We start from the raw sequence: 23,302 nt of genomic DNA, 5'->3' as shown, positions 1-23,302 counted from the left end.
TGAGCCAAAATGAAAAATAAAGAATCCCACTCAAAAGCACCTATTTATGAAGCTCTAATGGAATATAAAAAGGCAAGAGTGGTTCCTTTTGATGTTCCAGGTCATAAGCAAGGTCGAGGAAATGCTATGCTTAGAGAATTTTTGGGTGAGCAATGTCTTTCAGTAGATGTAAATTCAATGAAACCACTTGATAATCTTTGTCATCCAGTATCAGTTATAAAGGAAGCAGAAGAACTTGCGGCAGGTGCTTTTGGGTCTAAATATGCATTTTTAATGGTAAATGGAACAAGTTCATCAGTTCAAGCTATGGTTATGAGTGTTTGCAAAAAGGGCGAAAAGATTATAATGCCACGTAATGTCCATAGAAGTGCAATTAATGCATTAGTAATTAGTGGGGCAGTTCCAATTTATATAAATCCAGGTGTTAATAAAAAACTTGGTATACCGCTTGGAATGTCAGTTGAAGATGTAAAAAAAGCAATTAAAGAAAATCCAGATGCTAAAGCTGTACTTGTAAACAATCCAACTTATTATGGAATTTGCTCTAATCTAAAAGAAATTACTAAACTTGCTCATGAATATGGAATGTATGTTTTAGTAGATGAAGCACATGGAACACATTTTTATTTTGGAGAAAATATGCCAATATCAGCTGTAGAAGCAGGAGCCGATATGGCAGCAGTTAGTATGCATAAAACAGGAGGTTCTTTAACTCAAAGTTCTTTTTTATTATTAAACTGTGATTTACATGTTGGATATGTTCGTCAAATAATTAATTTAACACAAACAACAAGTGGTTCATATCTTTTAATGTCATCACTTGATTTAGCAAGAAGAGATCTTGTACTACATGGGAGCGAAATCTTTAAAAAGGTAACACAAATTGCAGAGTATGCAAGAAGCGAAATAAATAAAATAGGTGGTTATTATGCTTTTTCAAAAGAATTAATTGATAACGACGCAGTTTATGATTTTGATGTGACCAAGTTATCTATATTTACTAGAGAAATAGGACTTGCAGGAATTGAAGTATATGATCTTTTAAGAGATGAGTATGGCATACAAATTGAATTTGGTGATATTGGAAATATACTTGCAATAATTTCTGTTGGGGATCGTAATCTTGCAATCGAAAGATTAATTTCTTCATTATCAGAAATTAAGAGATTACATTCAAAAGATGGAGCAGGAATGTTTGATCATGAATATATAAATCCAGAAGTTGTACTTACGCCTCAAGAGGCATTTTACTCTTCAAAGATTTCTGTACCTATGAATGAAAGCGACAAAAAGATATGTTCTGAATTTGTAATGTGTTATCCACCAGGAATACCAATTCTTGCTCCGGGAGAAAGAATTACTAAAGAAATCTTAGATTACATAGATTATGCAAAAGAAAAGGGCTGTTTTTTAACTGGAACAGAAGATATTAAAATTGAAAATATTAATATTGTGGAGGAAAAATAAATGGAGTTATGGTATACAGAACAACATACAGAAAATGTTAGATTTTCAATTAAGGTTGAAAATCAAATACATACTGAACAAACTGAATTTCAGAGAATAGATATTCTAGAAGCAAAGGAATTTGGGAAATTTTTTACGTTAGATGGATTAATGATGATAACGGAAAAAGATGAGTTTATTTATCACGATATGATAGTTCATGTACCAATGGCAACTAATCCTAATATTAAAAAAGTTCTAGTTATAGGTGCTGGAGATGGTGGAACAATAAGAGAACTTACAAGATACAAAACAATTGAGAAAATAGATATGGTTGAAATTGACAAGAGGGTTGTTGATGTATGTAGAGAATATTTTCCACAAACAGCATGTAAGCTTGATGAACCAAGAGTTAACTTATTCTTTGAAGATGGGTTGAAATTTGTACGAACTAAAGAAAATGAATATGACTTAATTATAGTAGACTCAACAGATCCTTTTGGACCAGGAGAAGGACTATTCACTAAAGAATTTTATGGAAACTGTTATAAAGCATTAAACGAAGATGGAATTTTGGTTAATCAACATGAAAGCCCCTATTATAATAATGATGCGATAGCAATGAAAGAGGCTCATGAAAAAATAATAGGGTTCTTTCCAATTATCAAAGTATATCAAGCACACATTCCAACTTATCCATCAGGACATTGGTTATTTGGATTTGCTTCAAAAAAATATAATCCGATTAAAGATTTAAATACAGATGCTTGGAATAAATTAGGTATAAAAACAAAATACTATAATACAGATCTTCATGTGGGATGTTTTGCTTTACCTAATTATGTTAAAGATATGTTAAATGGACTTACTGAATAGAAATTAATATTTTATATTGTAATACTTGTAATTAAAAAAATATATTAATTTAGACATATTCCAGAAAATAGTAAGTCAATATGCTAATATATTTGACTTGTTATTTTCTTTTATATGCCTTAAATTATAAATTGGTAAATCATAAATTTATAAAGAAATTGGAGGAATTAGAATGGGAAAAGCTTTAATTATTGGTGCTGGCGGAGTTGCTAGCGTTGCTATTCATAAATGTTGCCAAAACTCAGAGGTATTTGAAGAAATTTGTATTGCTAGCAGAACTTTATCAAAATGTGATGCTATAAAAGCTTCACTAGAAGAAAAGACTAACACTAAAATACAAACAGCTAAGGTAGATGCTGATAATGTACCTGAGTTAGTAGCACTTATTGAAAAATTTAAACCAGATGTTGTAATCAATCTTGCACTTCCATATCAAGATTTAACAATAATGGATGCTTGTCTTGAAACAAAAACTGATTATGTGGACACAGCTAATTATGAACCACTTGATACAGCTAAGTTTGAATATAAATGGCAATGGGCATATAAAGAAAAGTTTGAAAAAGCAGGAATAACAGCATTACTTGGTAGTGGTTTTGATCCAGGTGTTACAGGTGTGTTTAGTGCTTATGCTCAAAAACATTATTTTGATGAAATTAACTATATTGACATTTTAGATGCTAATGCAGGTGATCATGGATATCCTTTTGCAACTAACTTCAATCCAGAAATTAATATACGAGAAATAACAGCTAAGGGTAGCTATTGGGAGGAAGGAAAGTGGATAGAAACAGAACCTCTTGAATTAAAAGAAGTTTATGATTTTCCTGAAATAGGACCAAAGGACATGTATTTATTGCACCATGAAGAATTAGAATCTTTAGGTTTAAATATAAAAGGAATTAAGAGAATTAGATTTTGGATGACATTCTCACAAAAGTATATAACACATTTAAATGTACTTGAAAATGTTGGTATGACTTCTATTGAACCAATTGAATATGAAGGAAAACAAATAGTTCCATTACAATTTTTAAAAGCAATTTTACCAGATCCAGCATCACTTGGACCAAGAACAAAGGGTAAAACTAACATAGGATGTATTTTCCAAGGTAAAAAAGATGGAAAAGAAAAGACTTACTATGTGTATAATGTATGTGATCATGAGGAATGTTATAAAGAAGTTGGTTCACAAGCAATTTCATATACAACAGGAGTTCCAGCTATGATAGGTGCAAGCTTAGTAATGAAAGGCTTATGGAAGAAACCAGGAGTGTATAATGTAGAAGAATTTGATCCAGATCCATTCATGGAAGAGTTAAATAAATGGGGATTACCATGGAAAGAAGATTTTTCTCCAACTTTAGTAAAGTAATATAGGAAATTACAATAGAAGAAAGTCATTGGCTTTCTTCTATATATTTTCATTGGTATTTTTACGAAGGATATCCTAAAGGAGATTAATTATTAACTAAAAAGGAGGAATTTTAATGATAGATATAGATGTGAGTGAATTACCATCTCCATGTTATGTGGTAGATGAAAGACTTCTTACAAAGAATTTAGAAATCTTAAAATATGTTCAAGATAGTACAGGATGTAATATTATTCTTGCGACAAAGGCATTTTCAATGTTTTCAACTTTTCCTTTAATAGGAAAGTATCTAAAAGGAGTTACATCAAGTTCTTTACATGAAGCTAGGCTTGGATATGAAGAAATGGGTAAAGAAGTGCATATTTATGCGCCAGCATATAGAGAAGATGAATTTGATGAAATTATGAAATATTCTGATCATATAGTTTTTAATTCATTTAACCAATGGAAAAAATTTAGAGATAAGGTTAAAGATGTTCAAGGGAAAAAAATTGAATGTGCTATAAGAATTAACCCTGAATATTCTGAAATAGAAACAGACATATATAATCCATGCTTTGAAAATTCAAGAATGGGAGTTACTTTAGCTAATTTTGAAGAAGAAGAGCTTGACGGAATAGATGGATTACACTTCCATACAATGTGTGAACAAAATTCTGATACCCTTGAACGTACAATAAAAGTGGTAGATGAAAAGTTTGGAAAATACATTAAGAATATGAAGTGGATTAACTTTGGTGGTGGTCATCATATTACTAGACCAGATTATGATATAGAAACACTAATTAGATCTATTAACTTCATAAAAGATAAGTATGGAGTAGAGGTGTATCTTGAACCAGGCGAAGCCATTGCTTTAAATACAGGTTTTCTTGTGTCAACAGTTTTAGATACAATTAAAAATGGAATGGATATAGCAATACTAGATACTTCAGCAGAATGCCACATGCCAGATGTACTTGCAATGCCATATAGACCTAATATAAAAGATGCTGGAAATCCAAATGAATTTGAGTTTACTTATAGACTTGGAGGACCAACTTGCCTTGCAGGGGATATTATAGGAGATTATTCATTTAAAGAACCATTAAAACCAGGAGATAAGCTTGTATTCTGTGATATGGCTATTTATTCAATGGTTAAAAATAATACTTTTAATGGAATTAATCTTCCTGCAATCGTAAAATATAGTGAAGAAAAAGGTATTAAAGTAGTAAAAGAATTTGGATATGAAGATTTTAAATCTAGACTATCTTAAGTGATAAGTGATGCTCTAAATTTTACGTTTGATTAGCAGAACTTAGTTAACTTTTAAATCATCTTATGGTAAAAGGAATGTTAGTATATTCAGGAGGAGTTACATTTGGAAAGCCAAAGACTCATTTAGGATATGTACATATAAATGAAATTGAAGAAAATGAAGATGAAAATGCAAGAACATTTGGTGAAAGAATTGCAAAAAAGATAAATCAAATATTTTAGAAAATTATATGAAATGGAGATGTTATTATGAATGAAGTATTACAAAATATATTAACAAGAAGAAGTGTAAGAACATTTAAGGAAGAACAAATAAAGGCTGAAGAATTAGATTTAATCTTAAAAGCTGGAACATATGCACCAAGTGGTATGAATAAACAAAGCTGGCAATTTACTGTTGTTCAAAATAAAGAAAAGATAGAATTACTTGCAAAAGTTGTTAGGGAAGCTTTGAGTAGAGATGCAGGGTATAATTTTTATGCACCTCCAACTTTAATAATGCTATCTAATGAGAAGGATAATGTAAATGGACTTGCAGATTGTGCTTGTGCTCTTGAAAATATATTTTTAATGGCAAATTCATTAGGAATAGGTTCATGTTGGATTAATCAATTGAGAACTATTTGTGATGAAAAAGAAGTAAGAGAAGTACTAACAAGCTTTGGAATACCCGAAAATCATATTGTTTGGGGAATGGCATCAATTGGATACCCTAATAGTGTAGCCAAAGGACATGAAAGAAATGATGGAGTTGTTAAATTTGTTAAATAAGTATTAATTTACTATTATATGTAGTAGATAACAATATTTTAATTTGTGATATTTTTATTTATATAATGTAGGCATAATCAAAAAAATAACAAGTCAATATACTAGTCTATTTCGTGTCATACTTCGTCAGCTTAAAGCAAAGAAACTCACAAAGTGAGATTCTTTGCTTATTTTTTATATACAAAGAAAATTTTCTTACAATGAACTGATTAGATACAAAACTGTTAATAAGTTTAAATATTAGGTTTGTTAGATATTTTTGTTAATGAACGTAATACTTCAAATTTATTTGCTTCCAACCTCTAAAGATACATCTATTCCCCTATGTTCAACTGCTGTAGAAAAAACTATTTGGGTCTCTGTATTCCCGAATTTTTGAAGTTCGCCAATGAAAACATCTAATTCTAAAGTTGTATGATAAGCTACTTTAATTAGCATAGAATATTTACCTGTTACACAATTACATTCAAGGACATTTGGACATTCAGCTATAAAAGGATAAAACTCAGGTTTTTGCTTTGGTGTCATTTCCAAATTAATAAATGCTTTAATGTTATATCCAAGTTTTAAAGGATCTACATGTGCTGCATATCCTGTTATAACTCCTGATTGTTCTAACTTTTCGATACGTGCTGATACTGCTGGTGTTGATAAAAACACTTCTTCAGCTAAATGTTTAAGCGGATAACGCGCATTTTTTTGTAAAAGTTCAATAATTTTAAAATCAATTTTATCCATTAAGTTTACCTCTATTCTTTATAAATTTTTATTTCATTTCTATGATTAAATCGAATAATAAAAAAGCGTATCAAAAATAATACTTAGTTTTTGATGCGCTTCTTTGCGTTATTGTATTAGATTATTTTCAGTTTAATTGTTAATCATTAATATATTGAAATAAACATATGATGCATAATTATTCATTTCTTGTTCATGTAATAATTATATTTAACATATACTGTTTGTAATATCTAATTTACTAATATTAATTTTTTATTTATATATACTAATTAGCTGATATTTTATACATTAATTTTATTTATGGGTATTCTATTTATATTCTAAAGTTGTAGATCAAAATATGCAAGTGTTTTTTACTATATCAATTAAAAATATTAACCTAATAGCCTCACTATGAGACAAACATACTTCTTTGTCTGACACGAAATATACATCGAATCATTGACTTATTATTTTAAATTTTCATTCGTATTAGCTATTTAATTATATACTTTATAATATTAAGCATTTTTGTATATTAATTAATTTTAATTAAGTACATTATATTCATTCTTAGTTTTTATTCACAATTTTTAAAAAATATTTACATTGATTTTAAAGCATGATAATCTTCAATATGTCAAGAGAATTAGTAATAAAATACAAATTTAATTTGTTTTATATTTCAAATATTAAAAATTATAAAAATATAGAAATGGGGAATTTTATATGAAAATGCGAATGGAATCTGACTCAATAGGAAGCATGGAAATACCAATAGATTCTTATTATGGAATTCAATCTTTAAGAGCAAGTATGAATTTTCAAATCACAAACAAGACAATTCATAGTGAGCTTATAGTAAGTCTTGCTGAAGTAAAGAAAGCTGCGGCTATTACAAATAGAAATGCAAATCTTTTAGATTCTACTATTGCTAATGCAATAATAAATGCTTGTGATGAAATAATTTGTGGTAAGCTACACAAAGAATTTATAGTTGATCCAATTCAAGGTGGCGCAGGCACTTCTACGAATATGAATGCTAATGAAGTTATTGCGAATCGTGGTATTGAATTGCTTGGCGGTACAAAAGGTGATTATAATATCATACACCCAAATGATCATGTAAATATGGCTCAATCTACTAATGATGTTTTTCCAACTGCCGGAAAACTTACAGTTCTAAAAATGTTACCAAAAGCCATTTTAGAACTTCAACGTTTATATAATGCACTAGAACTAAAGTCTTTAGAGTTTAATAATGTTATCAAAATGGGACGTACTCAGCTTCAGGATGCAGTTCCAATTAGACTTGGTCAATCATTTCATGCATTTGCCTCAATGATAAAACGTGATATTAACCGTTTAAGAGAAGCCGAGAAAGAAATGTTAACTGTAAATATTGGAGGTACAGCTATTGGGACATGCATAAATGTAAGTGCTGAATATTTATATAATATTACAGATAATCTGAAAAAAGTAAGTGGATATAATATAGTTCAATCAAAAGATTTAATTGATGCAACTCAAAACCTTGATGGATTTGTAAGTGTTTCAGGAATTTTAAAAACATGTGCAGTTAATCTTTCTAAAATGGCAAATGATTTAAGATTATTATCAAGTGGACCTAAAACTGGTCTTTCTGAAATCAATTTACCACCAATGCAAAATGGGTCATCTATTATGCCCGGTAAAGTGAATCCTGTTATTTTAGAAGTGGTTTCTCAAGTTGCTTTTAACATTATTGGTAATGATTTTACAATAACAATGGCTGCAGAAGCTGGGCAAATGGAGCTAAATGCTTTTGAACCTGTTCTTTTCTATAACTTATTTGAATCTATAGAAACTCTTAAAAATGCTACTATGACTTTAGTAGATAACTGCATTTTAGGTATTACTGCTAATGAAATTAGATGTAAGGAGCTTTTAGACAATAGTGTAGGAATTGTAACAGCACTTTGTCCTTATATTGGATATAAAAAGTCTGCTGATATTGCTAAAAAATCATTGAAATCTGGAATTCCTGTTAGAGAACTTGTGTTAAATGAAGGAATATTAACATTTAGAGAATTAGAAAAAATCTTAGATCCGCTTTCAATGACACAAGTAGATTACTCTTCAATTTTAGAATCAAAATCAAAAATTAATAAAGCAATATAAGGCATATTCAAATTATTTCTTTCTTATAATTGTACATTGTGCACTAAAATATTGTTAAGAGAAGTTATAGAATTTATATTTTGAATATGTTACTATTATTCAGACGAAGATGTCTTTATTATTTATAAAGGCATCTTTTTTTATCTAGTAACTAGTAAGATTGTAACCTGCATTTTAGAATATTAATGAATAAAGGCTTTGGATTTTTATTTTAATATTCTTTATATTTAAATAACAGTTTAGCTTAAAGAGTAATTAAATTATTGAGGAGGAATTAGTATGAAGTTCAATTATAATTTACCAGTGAATCTTTTATTCGGAAGAGGAAGAATAAATGAAGTAGGGAATCAAGTAGCAAAGTATGGAAAGAAAGCTCTTATAGTAACTGGTAGAGGTAGTACAAAGAAAAGTGGTTTACTTGATAAAACAGTGAATTTATTAAAAGAAGCAAATATTGAATGTGAAATTTTTGATAAGGTAGAACAAAATCCACTTACTACAACTGTATATGAAGGCGTAGATGTTATAAAAGAAACAGGTTGTGATGTTGTTTTAGGACTTGGAGGTGGTAGTATAATGGATGCAGCTAAAAGCATTGCATTTTCTGCTAAAAATCCTGGAGATATATCAGAATACATATTTGGAATAAAGCAAGGAAGTGAAGCGCTACCTATAATTTTAGTACCAACAACATGTGGAACAGGAAGTGAAGGAAATTGTTTCTCTGTGCTTACTAATCCAGAGACTAAGGATAAGAAATCTCTTAGAACAAATTCAATCATTGCAAAAGCATCAATTATTGATCCAGAACTTATGATTACAATGCCGAAAAGTATACTTGCATCTGTTGGATTTGATGCATTAGCACATAATATGGAAGCTTATGTATCTAAAATAGGACAACCGTTAACAGATATGAAGGCTCTTTATGGAATTAAATTAGTGGCACAAAATTTAACTAAATTATATAATGATCCAACTGATTTAGACGCATGGGAAAATGTGAGTTTAGCTAGTACTTTAGGTGGTATGGTAATTGGGGTAGCAGGAGTAACAGCACCTCATGGTATGGAACATCCAGCAAGTGGACTTTATGATATTGTTCATGGAAAAGGTCTTGCTGCACTTACACCAGTGATTGTTGAAAAGTCATGGGAAAGTGATATAGAGAAATATAGTGATATATCAAGATTACTAGGAGGTACTGATGCAAAAGATTGTGCAGATATTATAAGAAAATTTCTTGAAAAGATTGATTTGAAAGTGACTTTAGGTGAATTAGGAATCGGAGAAAAGGATGTTGAATGGATAGCAGAAAATTGTATGAAAGTATCAAAGCCAAGCATTGTAAATCATCCTAGAGAATTTACTTTAGAAGAAATTAAGGATATTTATTATAAAGCATTATAGGCAATTAACAATATACAATTCACAATGAGGGAACAAATTGCTAGGTCACTTGTAAAAATATATAGTTTTAGAAATCCCAAGGGATTTCATCAATACTTGTGAATTGAAAAAAAGGAGAGTTAATTATGAGTAAATTTAAAGAGTGCAAGGTGAAATTAGTTGTAAAAAGTTCAAAGTGTGAATTATATAAAGCAGGAGATGAAATTTACTTAGATGGAGCTGTGTTAAATAAAGAAAAATCAGCGAATTTTTGCTTAACAGCAATAAATGCTTTTTATCCATTCATATATGCAGCGCGAAAGAGAGTAACAGCAGAGCAAATGGGATTTGATGAATTGACATTTCAATGCCCGGATTGTCCTGAAACAGTAGAATTTACAATAATACAGTATGAATAATAATATTCTTAAAGGTTATGGAGCACTAAAACTCTATAGCCTTATTTTTTATATGTGAAAAGTACTACTAAAATTTCCATCATAAGCCTTTATTTTTTTTATTTTGCAAATATATATGGGAATATGATAATATAAAAAATATAAAAGTAAGAAGAAAAAATTTTTACATATTAATATATATGTAAGCTTATTTATATTTTCATTGGGGAGATGTGAGTGATGCTATGTCAATTATAGTAAAAGATATTCAAAAATTGGAATCTCTTAAAGAAATGGAACTAGTAGCAGGGAATACAGGATTGGAAAGAACTGTAGAATGGATATATGTAGCAGAATGTTTTGAAGATCCATTAGAAGGAATTAAGTGGTTACAAGGTGGAGAGATAGTCTTTATTACAGGTGTTGGTATGAAAGATGATATGAGTGTATTAACAAAGCTTATTAAAGGAATTAATGAAAAAAATGGTTCGGGATTAATAATAAATATAGGGCCATACATTGAAAGTATTCCTGAAGAGGCAGTTAACCTTGCAAATGAAATTGAATTTCCTTTATTCTCACTACCTTGGAAAGCAAAATTAGTTGAAATTTCCAAGGAAATAAGTAATGCCATCGTATTATCGCGTATTGAAGAAAATTCACTAACTCATTTTTTGAGTAACATTCTTTTTGGAGATGGTGAATTAGAAGGTGAAGCAATAGAGAAAGCTGCTTATTTTGGATATAATTTAGATGGTGAATGTTGTATATGTGTTATAGATATTGATGGATTTGAAAGATTTTTAAAAGCAAAGAACTTAGAAGATGAGATAAGTATATCTAAGCTTAAGATTACATTTAGAAAGATAGTTCAAGACATATTAGAAAAATATGCATTAAAAGTCCCAATTATTGATAAAGATGATTCAGTAATCTTTTTTAGCAGATGTGAAGAAAATTATATGAATAGAGTGGACAAGGCTTTGAAAGAAATAAAAGAGGTGATTAAAAAACGTATAGATGGACTTTCCGTAAGTGTTGGAATAGGTAATTCATATAGAGATTTAAAGATGATGAAACAATCATTAAATGAAGCTGAATTAGCTATTAATAGTGCAAAGTGCAAAGGCTTAGATGATACAATTACTAAATATAAAGATATAGGAATTTATGGACTTCTTTTCAGTATTAAAAATAGAAAAGTATTGGAAAATTATTATTTAGATATCTTAGGGCCAATTGATGAAAATGATAATAAAAATAGTAGTTTACTTCAAATATTAGAAACCTATTTAAATGAAAATTGTAATATTACAGTTACGGCAGAAAAATTATTTTTACATAGAAATACTCTAAAATATCGTATAAAGAAAATAGAAGAACTTTTAAATTGCGATTTGCATAATTTTGATGATTGTATGAAAGTAAAAATGGGATTATACATAAATAATATGTTAAAGTAAAGAAAAATAGTTTGGTCAATGTGGACAAAAATATTATATTGCATGGCTATAGAAAAGACAAAGATAAAGTATTATGATATAAACAAGTTAAAAAACAAGAAACAAAGATGTTTGTTGTTTTTTAATAAAAAAGTGTGAATTTCACAAAGACAGGTCTATAAAATTAAAAACAGTTTAAAGACAAAGGAGTCTATCATATGTTTAATGTGGTAGGCTCCTTTTTTAGATAAAATTAATAAATTTTATCTAAGGTATATTCAAAAAATAAAGATTGAGGTGGATTATTATGAAGAAGATAGAAATAATTACAAGACCAGATAAATTAGAAGGATTAAAAGAGCTTTTAACTGCTCATAATTGTCATGGAATGACTGTATCTACAGTTATGGGGTGTGGTAAACAAAGAGGATATGTTGCTGAAATGAATTTACCAGAATTAAACATAAATTTATTACCTAAGATATTTGTTATGACAGTAATTGAAGACATTGAACTAGATAAAGTTTTAACTGACATTTATGAAGCTTTAGGAACTGGTACTGTTGGAGATGGTAAAGTATTTGTTTACGATGTTGTAGAAGTAATGAGAATACGTACAGGAGAAAGAGGTGAAAAGGCATTATAATTTATGAATAATTTAATATATTAATAGCCAAAGGAGGTTAACTACATTTTAACTAACTTTGGCTATTTTTATTTTAAATAAGGCATATTCAAAAAATAGACTTGCATATTGACTTGTTATTTTCTTTCATATGCCTAAATTATAAGCAACACCAGAGAATAATAAGGAGCGTGAAAAATATGAGTGAACCAATTGTAGCGATTGTAAATGTTGAAAAATTTTATGGTGATAATAAAGTTGTTAAAAACTTAAACATGAATATTGAAGAGGGAGAATTCCTAACAATGCTTGGACCTTCAGGATGTGGAAAAACCACAACCCTAAGGATGATAGCAGGCTTTGAAGATGCTACTTCAGGAATAATTAAAGTTGAAAATGAAAGAGTTGAAGATAAAGAACCTTATGAACGTAATGTAAATACAGTGTTTCAAAATTATGCTTTATTCCCACATATGACAGTATTTGATAATATAGCATATGGTTTAAATATTAAGAAAGTGCCAAAAGTAGAAATAAAAGAAAGAGTAACTGAAATGCTTGAGTTAGTACAATTAACAGGTTTTGAAAAAAGAAAACCTGCTCAAATGTCTGGTGGACAAAAGCAACGTGTTGCTATTGCTAGAGCTTTGGTTAATAGACCAAAAGTATTACTATTAGATGAACCATTAGGAGCATTAGACTTAAAACTTAGAAAACAAATGCAAGTAGAGCTTAAAAGACTACAAAGAAAGTTAAAAACAACATTTGTTTATGTAACTCATGATCAAGAAGAAGCATTAACTATGAGTGATAGAATTGCAATCATGAATGGAGGTCACTTAGAACAACTTGGAACACCCAATGAAATATATGAACATCCAAAGACTAAATTTGTAGCAAGTTTTATAGGAGAGTCTAATATTTTAGAAGGAGTTGTAACGAAAAAAGAAAATGGAAAGCTAATAATCGCAGCTGAGTGTGGAAATATCCAAACTGAGGATGATGGATTTTCAGTTAATGAAACTTTATATGTATCAATTAGACCTGAAAATATGAAGTATTCAAAGACACCTGTAGATGGATTTTCCCTTGCAGGAGTTGTAAAAGATCATATTTATGTTGGAGCATTAATAAAAACTATAGTTGTCCTGTCTAATGGAGAAGAAATAAAAGTAAATAGATTTCCAAATTCAGAGAAATTAAAAGAAAATGAAGTTGTTTATTTATATTGGGATGAAAATGGAGGGGTTCCTATTAAGCGTAATGATGATAAATTAGTAGATTTATTAGATAAGACGCAAAAGGAGGGAATTAAATGAAAAAAGGAAGAGCAATAGAAGAATCAATTAATAATAAAAAGAATAAAAGAAAGCTAAAAAATAAAATAGCACCTGCACTTTCAATGGTTGGACCAATTTCTTTTTGGATGATAATTTTTGTAATTGTTCCTTTGATTTATATAGGATTTATGAGCTTTATGACAAGAGGAACCTACGGGGGGATTGATTACAAATTTACATTAGAAAATTATAAAACAATTTTTGATCCATTGTATTTTAAAGTAATTTTGAATTCAATTGGAATTGCAATTAATTCATCTGTAATTTGCATTTTAATTGGATATCCTTTTGCTTATTATCTTACAAAGCTACCACTTAAAAAGCGTGGAATAATGATTATGCTAATAATGATACCATTCTGGACTAGCTCATTGGTAAGAACATATAGTTGGGTTATTCTCTTTCATGCATCTGGAATAGTAAATAAATTTTTAATGACAATTGGAGTAATAAAAGAACCTTTGCAATTATTATACAATGATTATGCTGTTACTGTAGGAATAGTTTATATATTATTACCATTTGCGATATTACCACTTTACAGTGCTATTGAAAAACTTGATAAATCATTAATAGAAGCATCAAATGATCTTGGTGCAAAACCATATGAAACATTTATAAAAGTAACTCTTCCACTTACATCATCAGGAATTTTTGCTAGTGTTATATTAACATTCATACCATCTCTAGGATATTACTTTACTGCTGATATTTTAGGTGGTGGAAAAACCTTGATGATTGGTAATTTAATTAAAAACCAATTTACAACAGCTAAGAACTGGCCTTTTGGTGCAGCTATATCGTTAGTATTAATTGCTATTACATTATTAGTATTATATATGTATAGCCGTGTTGGAGATCTAGATGATCTGGGGGTGGCAAAATAAATGAGTAAGAGAGAAAGAAGAAAGAAAATTAAAAGCTTAAGTTCTTCAATATTTTCAATGTTAGTTTATTCTTATATATACATACCAGTTATTATTTTAGTAATTTTCTCATTCAATAATCAAAAAGCAAATACAAATTGGGTAGGATTCACTACTGAATGGTATGTAAAATTATTTCATGATTCGGAATTATTATCTACATTTGGAAATACAATGATTATTGCTGTAGTAAGTACAATTCTTGCAGTTATCATAGGAACCATAGGTGCAGTTGGGCTAGCAAGATTTAATTTTAAAGGAAAATCAGTTATAAATAATGCATTATATGTTCCAATAGTTATTCCAGAAATTGTTTTAGCAGTTGCATTGTTATCAATATTTAGTGCAGTTAGTTTTCCACTTGGAATGTTAACACTTATTTTAGGACATACAACTTTAACGGTTCCATTTGTTATCATTACTATAAAATCAAGACTAAGTGGTTTTGATCAATCTGTAGAAGAAGCTTCTATGGATTTAGGGGCCAACAGAAGAACAACATTTTTAAAAGTAACATTACCAATGATAATGCCAGGGGTAATGTCAGGTGGATTCTTAGCATTTACACTTTCATTAGATGATTTAATAATAAGTAATTTTATTGCAGGTACAAAGTGTATGACTTTCCCAGTTAAGGTATATTCAATGGTTAAAGCAGGAATATCTCCAGAAGTCAATGCACTTACAACAATTATCATTGGATTATTCTTATTAGGATTATTAGTGTCAAAATTGTTAGAAAGAAAAAGAGCCTAAAAGTTAGTTATTAAAAAATATATAATGCTTTAATTATTAAGGAGGAATTAGATTATGAAAAAATTTATATCAATAATTTCAGTTATGCTATTAATGCTTTCCTTTGTAGGATGTGGTAAGCAAGAAGAGAAGACTGCAGGGGGGTATGCAAAGGAATTAAATCTATTTGTTTGGTCAGAATATATATCTGATGATGCAATAAAAGGATTTGAAGACAAGTATGGTATTAAAGTTAATGTAAGTTACTTTACATCAACTGATGAAATGAATGCTAAGTTAATGTCAGGTAACGGCAAGGACTATGACCTTGTTCAAGCTGGTAATAGCCAAGTAGAAAACTTAATAAACCAAAAATATATACAAGAATTAGACTTTAATAATATTACAAATATAAAAAATATTAATAAATCAGCACTTAATCAAGCATTTGATCCAGAACAAAAATACTCAATTGAATATCTTTCATCATACACTGTAATTGGTTATAACAAAAAGACATGTCCTATAGAAATTAAATCTGTGAAGGATTTATTAAATCCAGCACTTAAAGGTACAATAGTTTCTATTACATCTTCTAGAAGAATAATGGCGCTAATTTTAGATTCTTTAGGATATGACCCAAATACAAAAGATGAAAAACAAATTAAAGAAGCTACTGATTTCTTAAAGAAAATGAAAGAAAATGTAAAAGTATTTGATGGAGATGCTCCAAGAAAATCTTTATTAAATGGGGAGTGTAGTGTTGCTTTAATTTATAATGGTGATTTAGCAATTGCTATGAATGAACAACCAGACACATATGCAGTTGCAAATATTGATACTGGTTATGTAAGAGCAAGTAATCAATGGTGTGTTCCTACAGGGGCAGCACATAAAAAAGAAGCAGAGTTATTTATTAACTATATGTTAGAGCCAGATGTTATGGCAAAAAATCTTGATGTATATCCATATAATTGTCCAAATGATGAAGCACTTAACGTGGTAAGTGATCAATATAAGAAAAATCCAGCTCTTAATTTACCAGAAGAAACAATGAAAAAAGCTGTTTCTGTAAAAGAAGTTGGAGAAGCAGAAGTTGTTTATGATAAATACTGGTCAGAATTCATGAGTGAATAGTTTTTTAGGAGTATTAGGAAGATTAAAAAATAACTATTAAAACACATTAATATGCTAAAAAGTCAGAAGATACATAAAGCTTTGTAACATATAGCTTGGTGTCTTCTGCTTTTTAGTTAAGCATATTGAAAAAATATACATTACATCTTTGAATTACTATATTCTTTCATATGCCTTAGAAAGGGGTGATTATCATGTCAATTATGGTAAAAGATATATTGAAATTAGAAACTCTTAGAGGAATGCAATTAGTTGGTGGAAAATTAGGACTAGAAAGATGTATAGAGTGGATATATGTATCAGAGTGTTTTGAAGACCCTTTAGAAGGAATAAAGTGGCTACAAGGAGGAGAACTTGTATTTATTACTGGTGTTGGGATGAAGGGAGATATCACTGCATTAACTAAACTTATTAAAGGGATTAGTAAAAAAAAAGGTGTTGGATTAATTGTAAACATAGGTAAGTATATAAAGAATATTCCAAGTGAGTCTATTGAAATTGCAAATAAATTAGAAATTCCTTTATTTACATTGCCATGGGAAATTAAATTGGTAGAAGTTTCTAAAGAAATAAGTAATGCTATTATATTATCACGTATTGAGGAAAATTCCATGAATCATTTTTTTAGTAATATATTGTTTGGCGATGGAGAATTAGAAGGAAATGCTGCTCAGAAAGCTGCTTATTTTGGATATAACCTTGATAGAAAGTGTTGCATATGTGTTATACGTATAGATGAATTTGAAAAATTTTTAAGTGTAAAAAAAATAGATGATGATATAAATGTGTCAAAAATTAAATTTACCTTTAGAAAAGTTGTACAAGGAATATTAGAAAAATATTCTTTGAAGGTTCCTATTATTGATCATCAAGATGAAATTATATTTTTTTATAGAGCAGAAGAAAATTCTATGAATAGGTTAGACAAAGCTTTGAAAGAAATACAAGAAGCAATAATAAAGCGTGTAAACGGACTTTCAGTAAGCGTTGGTATTGGAAATGCTTATGATGATTTGAAAATGATGAAACAATCATTAAATGAAGCACAACTAGCTATTGATAGTGGAAAATGCCAAGACTTAAATAATACAATTAGAAAATATAAAGAAATAGGAATTTATAGAATTCTTTTTAGTATTGAAGATAAAGGTGTCTTAGAAAATTACTATTCTGATATTTTAGGACCAATTATAGAAAATAATAAAAGTATTCTTTCAGTTCAAATATTAGAAAATTATTTAAATGAGAACTGCAACATTACAAGTACAGCAGAAAAATTATTTATGCATAGGAATACATTAAAATACCGTATTAAAAAAATAGAAGAAGCACTGGGATGTGATTTGCATAATTTCGAACAATGTATGAAGGTGAAAGTAGCGCTATATATTAATAAGATATTAAAATAACAAAAGATCCATTGGTCAACATGAACAAAAATATTATTGTTAGTGGACATAGAAAAGAAAATCAAAAAGGATTATTATATAGACAGTTAAGAAATTTAAAACAAAGATGTTTAGACAGTTTAAACAAATAATCAAAAATCACTGAAAATAAAAAATTAATTAAGTAGACAATGAAGTCTTTTGTGTATATAAGCATGAAGACTTTTTTTTCTTTATAAATGTTTAAAAACTAAAATTAGAATTGAGAAATAATAAATATAAATTGGGGGGATTAGAAATGATAAAAGAAACAAATGTAAAATTAATAACAGCTATACCAGGACCAAAGTCAAAGGAATTAATAGAAGAAAGAAAGAAATATGTAGCGAATGGAGTATCTATGACAGTAGATATAGCTGTAGAAGAAGCTAAAGGAGCATTACTTAAAGATGTTGATGGAAATGTATTTCTTGACTTTGCAGCAGGTATAGGAGTACAAAATATAGGACACTGTGATGATGAAGTAATAGCAGCTATAAAAGAGCAAGCAGATAGATATATACATCCTTGTTTCCATGTGGCTACTTATGAACCATATGTAAAACTTTCTAAGAAATTAACAGAAATAACAGTAGGAGATTATGAGAAAAAAGTAATGCTTGCAAATAGTGGAGCAGAAGCTTTAGAGAATGCTATAAAAGTAGCTAAGACTTATACTAAGAAAATAGGAATACTTTCAGCTACTGGTTCTTTCCATGGACGTACAAATATGACTATGTCTATAACAAGTAAATATAAACCTTATAAAAATGGTTTTGGACCATTTGCACCAGAAACTTATAAATTTGATTATCCATATGCATATAGAGCACCTCTTGGGGTTTCACCAGAGGATTATGCAGATGAATGTCTTGAAAAATTAAGAACTATGCTTAAGACAACAATATCTCCAGACATGATAGCTTGTTTAATTGTTGAACCACTACAAGGTGAAGGTGGATTTGTAGTACCATCTGCAAAATATATGAAAGGCTTGCAAGAAATATGTAATCAAAATGGTATAGTATTTATAGTTGATGAAGTACAAGCTGGATTTGCTAGAACAGGAAAGATGTTTGCTCATGAACATTATGGCATTAAACCAGACATAATAACTATGTCGAAATCAATAGCAGCAGGAGTTCCATTAAGTGCAGTAGTTGGTAAAAAGGAAATAATGGATTCAGCTTGTGTTGGCGGAATTGGAGGAACTTATGGTGGAAGCCCACTTGCCTGTGTAGCTGCACTTAAAGTAATTGAAAAAATAGAAAAAGAAGATTTATGTGAAAAATCACTTAAACTTGGAGAATACATTACTGGAAGACTTAATGATATGAAAGAAAAATATAGTGTTATAGGTGATGTAAGAGGACTCGGTTCTATGATAGGTTTAGAATTTGTAAAAGATAGAACAACAAAAGAACCAGCAGTAGATTTAGCGAAAAGAATAATTAAAAAATGTTATACAAAAGGAGTTATACTTCTAGGAGCAGGAATTTTAAGCAATGTAATTCGTTTCTTACCACCATTAGTTATGACTGAAGAACAAGTTAAATATGGAATGGATGCATTAGAAGAAGCAATTGCTGAAAGTATATAAGCTCAATCAGAATATAAAATAGATTGGCATACTGACTTGTTATTTTTTCAATATGTCTAAATCTATAAGCAAAAATAATTGACAATAAAATTTTCAAGTAGTAATATTAAGTTAAGGCAAAGAAGCTCACAAAGTGAGATTCTTTGCTTGTTTTTATATATATGAAAATTTTTTTACAATTAACATAATTAGTTAGATAGTTTTTACAATAAGACTAATACATTCCTTGAAATAAGAAGTTTTCGAGACTGTATTTAATAAATTGAAGTGAAAAGCAATATGCTAATTAGATGGAGGATAATATGGTAGAGACAGTAGTATCTATAGGACTTGCAGTTGATGAAAAGATGATAATAAAGAAAAATAGGATTCAACTTGCAAATTTAAAGGGAAATGAGAAAAGAATATGTATTGTTACAGGGATTCATGGGGATGAGCTTGAAGGACAGTATGTATGTTATGAATTAATTAGAAAAATAAATGAAAATATACAGTTTCTAAATGGCATAGTGGATATATACCCAGCACTTAATCCACTTGGAATAGATACAATACATAGGGGCATGCCAACATTTGATTTGGACATGAATAGAATATTTCCAGGGTCAGAAAATGGTGCTATGGCTGAACATGTTGCAGCAAAAATTATGGAAGATATAGACAGTGCAGATATATGTATAGATTTACATGCTAGTAACATATTTTTAAAAGAAGTGCCTCAAGTTAGAATAAGTGAAAATATGAAAGATAAGCTAGTACCTTTTGCAAAGTTATTAAATATAGATTTTATATGGGTACATCCAGAATCAACTGTTTTAGAATCGACACTTTCATATAACTTAAATAATAGGAATATACCTACTTTGCTTGTAGAAATGGGAGTTGGAATGCGAATTACAAAGGAATATGGTGACCAATTAGTAGATGGAATATTTAATTTGATGAGGAAATTAAATATTTGGTTAGGAGAAGTTAATGCCATTAGAGAGCCTATTATATCTGCTGAAAAAGAAGTGAATTTCATAAATGCTAATATGTCAGGGGTATTTATGCCTTGTGTACAACATTTAGATAAAATAAAAGAAGGAGAAGAAATTGGAGAAATTTTCAATTCCTTAACTGGTGAAATAGATGAGAAAGTTGTCTCGCCTTGTGATGGAGTAATATTTACATTAAGAGAGTATCCTGTAGTTTATGAAGGTTCTCTTATTGCAAGGGTAATTGGAGGTGCAAAATGATGAAAGAAATATTATATACACTAAAGTCACCTCACCGTGATGATATGAGAATAACAGGATACAAGTTTGGAAAAGGCGAAAAAACAGCATGCATAGTAGGTACAATTAGAGGAAATGAAATCCAACAATTATATACTTGTTCTCAGTTAATTAAAACATTGACTAAGTTAGAACATAAAGGAGCAATTTCAAAAGACCGTGAAATTCTTGTTATTCCTTGCGTAAATCCACATTCTATGAATATAGGAAAAAGATTTTGGACAATGGATAATACTGATATAAATAGAATGTTTCCGGGAGAAGCAAACGGAGAAACAACTCAAAGAATTGCGAATGGTGTTTTTGAACAAGTAAGAGACTATCCATACGGAATCCAATTCACTAGTTTTTATATGCCGGGAGATTTTATACCTCATATAAGAATGATGGAAACAGGATATCAAAGTCCAAGTCTTGCAAATTTGTTTGGTCTTCAATATGTGGTAATTCGTAAGCCTAAACCTTATGATAAAATGACACTAAATTATAACTGGCAAATGTGGGAATCAAGCGCCTTCTCATTATATACCAATGCTACAGATCAAATTGATGAAGTTTCAGCTAAACATGCAGTTGTTGCTGTTTTGAGATTCTTAACAAGAATGGGAGTAATAAAATATGCTAGTCATAGTGGATATATAGCAAGTGTATTAAAAGAAGATGATTTGCTTTCTGTTAAAACTACTGCGGGTGGAATATATAGAAGATTAAAGAATCCAGGTGATGGTGTTGAGAGAGGCGATGTTCTTGGAGAAATAATTCATCCTTATGAAGGTAAAGTTTTAGAACAAGTTATATCACCAACAGATGGAATAATATTTTTTGCACATACATCACCATTAGCAATGGAGAATGTGGTTGTATATAAAATAATTAGAAGACTTCATGAATAAAGGAAAATAGTTGCTTGAATTATATAGAAGTGCCGTAAAGTGATTTGGATAAATCACTTTACGGCACTTTTAATATATTTAAATTTTATTAAATATATATCTTACTTGATTTTATGTGGGGTTTGCAAAAGAAAGGATCTATGGGGATTAAGAATCTATGAATTATTTAAAGGTGTGGTTATTTTTGAAAACTTAAGTATAAATTAAGGTAAATTTAATATTTATACCAGCATTTATTAAGAAGAATTATGTATAATAAAAATATGGTATAAAGTTAATTATTAACATTAATTGTATTTTTATTATAAAAAATAAGTATTTACAGGGGGAAAGAAAAATGAAATTAAAAAAGACATTAGCACTAATTATGACAGCAGCTTTGACTGTTGGAACAATGGCTGGATGTAGCCAAGCAACACTTAATTATTCAAACGAACTTTCCGATACAGCAAAATGGGAAGCAACAATATCTAATATAGAAGGTAAAGTTAATGTTGATGCACAAGGAATAAAGGAAGAAATAACATTCACTGTTACTGGATATAAATCAAAGGATTTATCATATGTAGATATGACATTCAAAGATCCAAGTGGTAAATTTAATATCCCAGAAATCAAAGCATATAGTGATGGAACTACAAGTTATATTAACAAGAGTTATTATGAAGGGATATTTGCTTTAATGGGACAAACTGTTCCGGAAGGATTAGCTAAGATAAAAGAAGAGTATATAGGAATTGATTTAGCATCTGTGGAAATGGATGTAAATCAAATAAAAGCATTAACAGCTCAACCAGATGCAATGGTACAATTAGAAAAGTTAGTATTTGGAGAGAATAGTGATATTGATTTACCTTTTGTTCAAAATGGAAGAGAATACACAATTAATCTTGATGCTGATAAAATAGTAGATCTAAGTGCAAAAGCTGTTAAGGCTGCAGGCAATAACATAGATAATATTAATAACGTTTTTAAATTAAAATTACCTGCCGAAGCTATTACACAAATCAAAACAGTAGTTAATGATGCACAATTTGATGCAAGCTTAAAGGATATTAAGACAGCATTAGCTGGTTCAACTATAGCTTCAAAAGAAGTATTTACAGATAATAGCTATACTTCAGACTTTAATATGAATTTACAATCTAAAGATTTTGGGAAAATTTCATTTGTAATGAAATCAACAGCTACAAAGAGTGAAGTGAGGACATTTACTTTTCCAACTAGCAAAATTAAACTTACAGCAGAAGAATTTGCTAATATATCTGCTCCAACAAATACAACTGTACCATCAACTACAAATGTTATAGCAAAATAATATAAAATAGTTTTACCTAAATAAAAGTTGTATCAAAATGATTCGAAATCATTTTGATACAACTTTTTTCTTTAAGAAATAGTATGTAAAATCTGCGAACAATTTTAGTGGAAATATTTTAAAAATGAAAATTTGTTTTAAAAATAAATTTATAAAAATAAATAATTTTTTACATGAACATATTGTT

The 23,302-nt window shown here is 29.1% G+C and carries 21 protein-coding genes; 20 read left to right on the top strand and 1 reads right to left on the bottom strand.

Annotated features, from left to right (window positions below; genetic code table 11):
• Positions 1 to 9 precede the first annotated feature (9 nt).
• From LLF98_RS06080 to LLF98_RS06055, 6 genes are all read left to right on the top strand, one after another.
• Positions 10 to 1,467, top strand: coding sequence for an aminotransferase class I/II-fold pyridoxal phosphate-dependent enzyme (locus LLF98_RS06080; protein WP_291701881.1), 1,458 nt, complete (start codon positions 10 to 12; stop codon positions 1,465 to 1,467).
• The gene (gene speE, locus LLF98_RS06075) at positions 1,468 to 2,322 is read left to right on the top strand and encodes a polyamine aminopropyltransferase (protein WP_291701879.1); all 855 of its coding nucleotides are present in this window, start codon (positions 1,468 to 1,470) and stop codon (positions 2,320 to 2,322) included.
• Between the two features lie 172 nt (positions 2,323 to 2,494).
• Entirely contained in the window at positions 2,495 to 3,697 is a 1,203-nt protein-coding gene (locus LLF98_RS06070) for a saccharopine dehydrogenase family protein (RefSeq protein ID WP_291701877.1), read from the top strand.
• A gap of 115 nt (positions 3,698 to 3,812) precedes the next feature.
• Positions 3,813 to 4,955, top strand: a complete 1,143-nt coding sequence (nspC, locus tag LLF98_RS06065) for a carboxynorspermidine decarboxylase (RefSeq protein WP_291701875.1) — start codon at positions 3,813 to 3,815, stop codon at positions 4,953 to 4,955.
• A 77-nt stretch (positions 4,956 to 5,032) separates the two neighbouring features.
• Positions 5,033 to 5,179: a hypothetical protein gene (locus tag LLF98_RS06060; protein ID WP_291701873.1), complete on the top strand. Its 147-nt coding sequence runs from the start codon at positions 5,033 to 5,035 to the stop codon at positions 5,177 to 5,179.
• A 27-nt stretch (positions 5,180 to 5,206) separates the two neighbouring features.
• Entirely contained in the window at positions 5,207 to 5,728 is a 522-nt protein-coding gene (locus tag LLF98_RS06055) for a nitroreductase (RefSeq protein ID WP_291701871.1), read from the top strand.
• Positions 5,729 to 6,013: 285 nt separating this feature from the next.
• On the opposite strand, the gene LLF98_RS06050 is transcribed toward LLF98_RS06055, so the two are convergent.
• Entirely contained in the window at positions 6,014 to 6,466 is a 453-nt protein-coding gene (locus tag LLF98_RS06050) for an Lrp/AsnC family transcriptional regulator (protein WP_291701869.1), read from the bottom strand.
• Between the two features lie 711 nt (positions 6,467 to 7,177).
• On the opposite strand from LLF98_RS06050, the gene LLF98_RS06045 reads away from it, so the two are divergent.
• The 14 genes from LLF98_RS06045 to LLF98_RS05980 all read left to right on the top strand — a co-directional run bounded on the left by LLF98_RS06045 (position 7,178) and on the right by LLF98_RS05980 (position 23,115).
• Positions 7,178 to 8,608, top strand: a complete 1,431-nt coding sequence (locus LLF98_RS06045; RefSeq protein ID WP_291701867.1) for an aspartate ammonia-lyase — start codon at positions 7,178 to 7,180, stop codon at positions 8,606 to 8,608.
• 279 nt (positions 8,609 to 8,887) lie between these two features.
• On the top strand, positions 8,888 to 10,018 hold the full coding sequence (locus LLF98_RS06040) for an iron-containing alcohol dehydrogenase (RefSeq protein WP_291701865.1): 1,131 nt from the start codon (positions 8,888 to 8,890) through the stop codon (positions 10,016 to 10,018).
• A 125-nt stretch (positions 10,019 to 10,143) separates the two neighbouring features.
• Positions 10,144 to 10,416: a TIGR04076 family protein gene (locus LLF98_RS06035; RefSeq protein ID WP_291701863.1), complete on the top strand. Its 273-nt coding sequence runs from the start codon at positions 10,144 to 10,146 to the stop codon at positions 10,414 to 10,416.
• 224 nt (positions 10,417 to 10,640) lie between these two features.
• Positions 10,641 to 11,858, top strand: coding sequence for a PucR family transcriptional regulator (locus LLF98_RS06030; RefSeq protein WP_291701861.1), 1,218 nt, complete (start codon positions 10,641 to 10,643; stop codon positions 11,856 to 11,858).
• 286 nt (positions 11,859 to 12,144) lie between these two features.
• Positions 12,145 to 12,483, top strand: coding sequence for a P-II family nitrogen regulator (locus LLF98_RS06025; protein ID WP_291701859.1), 339 nt, complete (start codon positions 12,145 to 12,147; stop codon positions 12,481 to 12,483).
• Positions 12,484 to 12,662: 179 nt separating this feature from the next.
• The gene (locus LLF98_RS06020; protein WP_291701857.1) at positions 12,663 to 13,781 is read left to right on the top strand and encodes an ABC transporter ATP-binding protein; all 1,119 of its coding nucleotides are present in this window, start codon (positions 12,663 to 12,665) and stop codon (positions 13,779 to 13,781) included.
• Complete coding sequence (locus tag LLF98_RS06015) at positions 13,778 to 14,689, top strand: ABC transporter permease (RefSeq protein ID WP_291701855.1); 912 nt, start codon at positions 13,778 to 13,780, stop codon at positions 14,687 to 14,689. Before LLF98_RS06020 ends, LLF98_RS06015 begins: the two co-directional genes overlap by 4 nt.
• Complete coding sequence (locus LLF98_RS06010) at positions 14,690 to 15,484, top strand: ABC transporter permease (protein WP_291701853.1); 795 nt, start codon at positions 14,690 to 14,692, stop codon at positions 15,482 to 15,484. It abuts the gene before it with no gap.
• A gap of 54 nt (positions 15,485 to 15,538) precedes the next feature.
• Positions 15,539 to 16,600 (top strand): spermidine/putrescine ABC transporter substrate-binding protein, encoded by a 1,062-nt coding sequence (locus LLF98_RS06005; RefSeq protein WP_291701852.1) that lies wholly within the window; start codon positions 15,539 to 15,541, stop codon positions 16,598 to 16,600.
• Positions 16,601 to 16,794: 194 nt separating this feature from the next.
• Positions 16,795 to 18,009 carry a PucR family transcriptional regulator gene (locus LLF98_RS06000; RefSeq protein ID WP_291701850.1) on the top strand — a complete coding sequence of 405 codons (1,215 nt, stop codon included), beginning with the start codon at positions 16,795 to 16,797 and terminating at the stop codon, positions 18,007 to 18,009.
• Between the two features lie 277 nt (positions 18,010 to 18,286).
• Positions 18,287 to 19,627, top strand: a complete 1,341-nt coding sequence (gabT, locus tag LLF98_RS05995) for a 4-aminobutyrate--2-oxoglutarate transaminase (RefSeq protein WP_291701848.1) — start codon at positions 18,287 to 18,289, stop codon at positions 19,625 to 19,627.
• Between the two features lie 302 nt (positions 19,628 to 19,929).
• Positions 19,930 to 20,865 carry a M14 family metallopeptidase gene (locus LLF98_RS05990; protein WP_291701846.1) on the top strand — a complete coding sequence of 312 codons (936 nt, stop codon included), beginning with the start codon at positions 19,930 to 19,932 and terminating at the stop codon, positions 20,863 to 20,865.
• Positions 20,862 to 21,797, top strand: a complete 936-nt coding sequence (locus LLF98_RS05985) for a M14 family metallopeptidase (protein ID WP_291701844.1) — start codon at positions 20,862 to 20,864, stop codon at positions 21,795 to 21,797. Before LLF98_RS05990 ends, LLF98_RS05985 begins: the two co-directional genes overlap by 4 nt.
• Before the next feature lie 337 nt (positions 21,798 to 22,134).
• Positions 22,135 to 23,115 (top strand): hypothetical protein, encoded by a 981-nt coding sequence (locus tag LLF98_RS05980; protein ID WP_291701842.1) that lies wholly within the window; start codon positions 22,135 to 22,137, stop codon positions 23,113 to 23,115.
• Positions 23,116 to 23,302 lie beyond the last annotated feature (187 nt).

Source organism: Clostridium sp. (assembly GCF_021372645.1).
Taxonomy (GTDB): Bacteria; Bacillota; Clostridia; order Clostridiales; family Clostridiaceae; genus Clostridium.
This window is presented reverse-complemented; position numbering and strand designations above follow the sequence as displayed.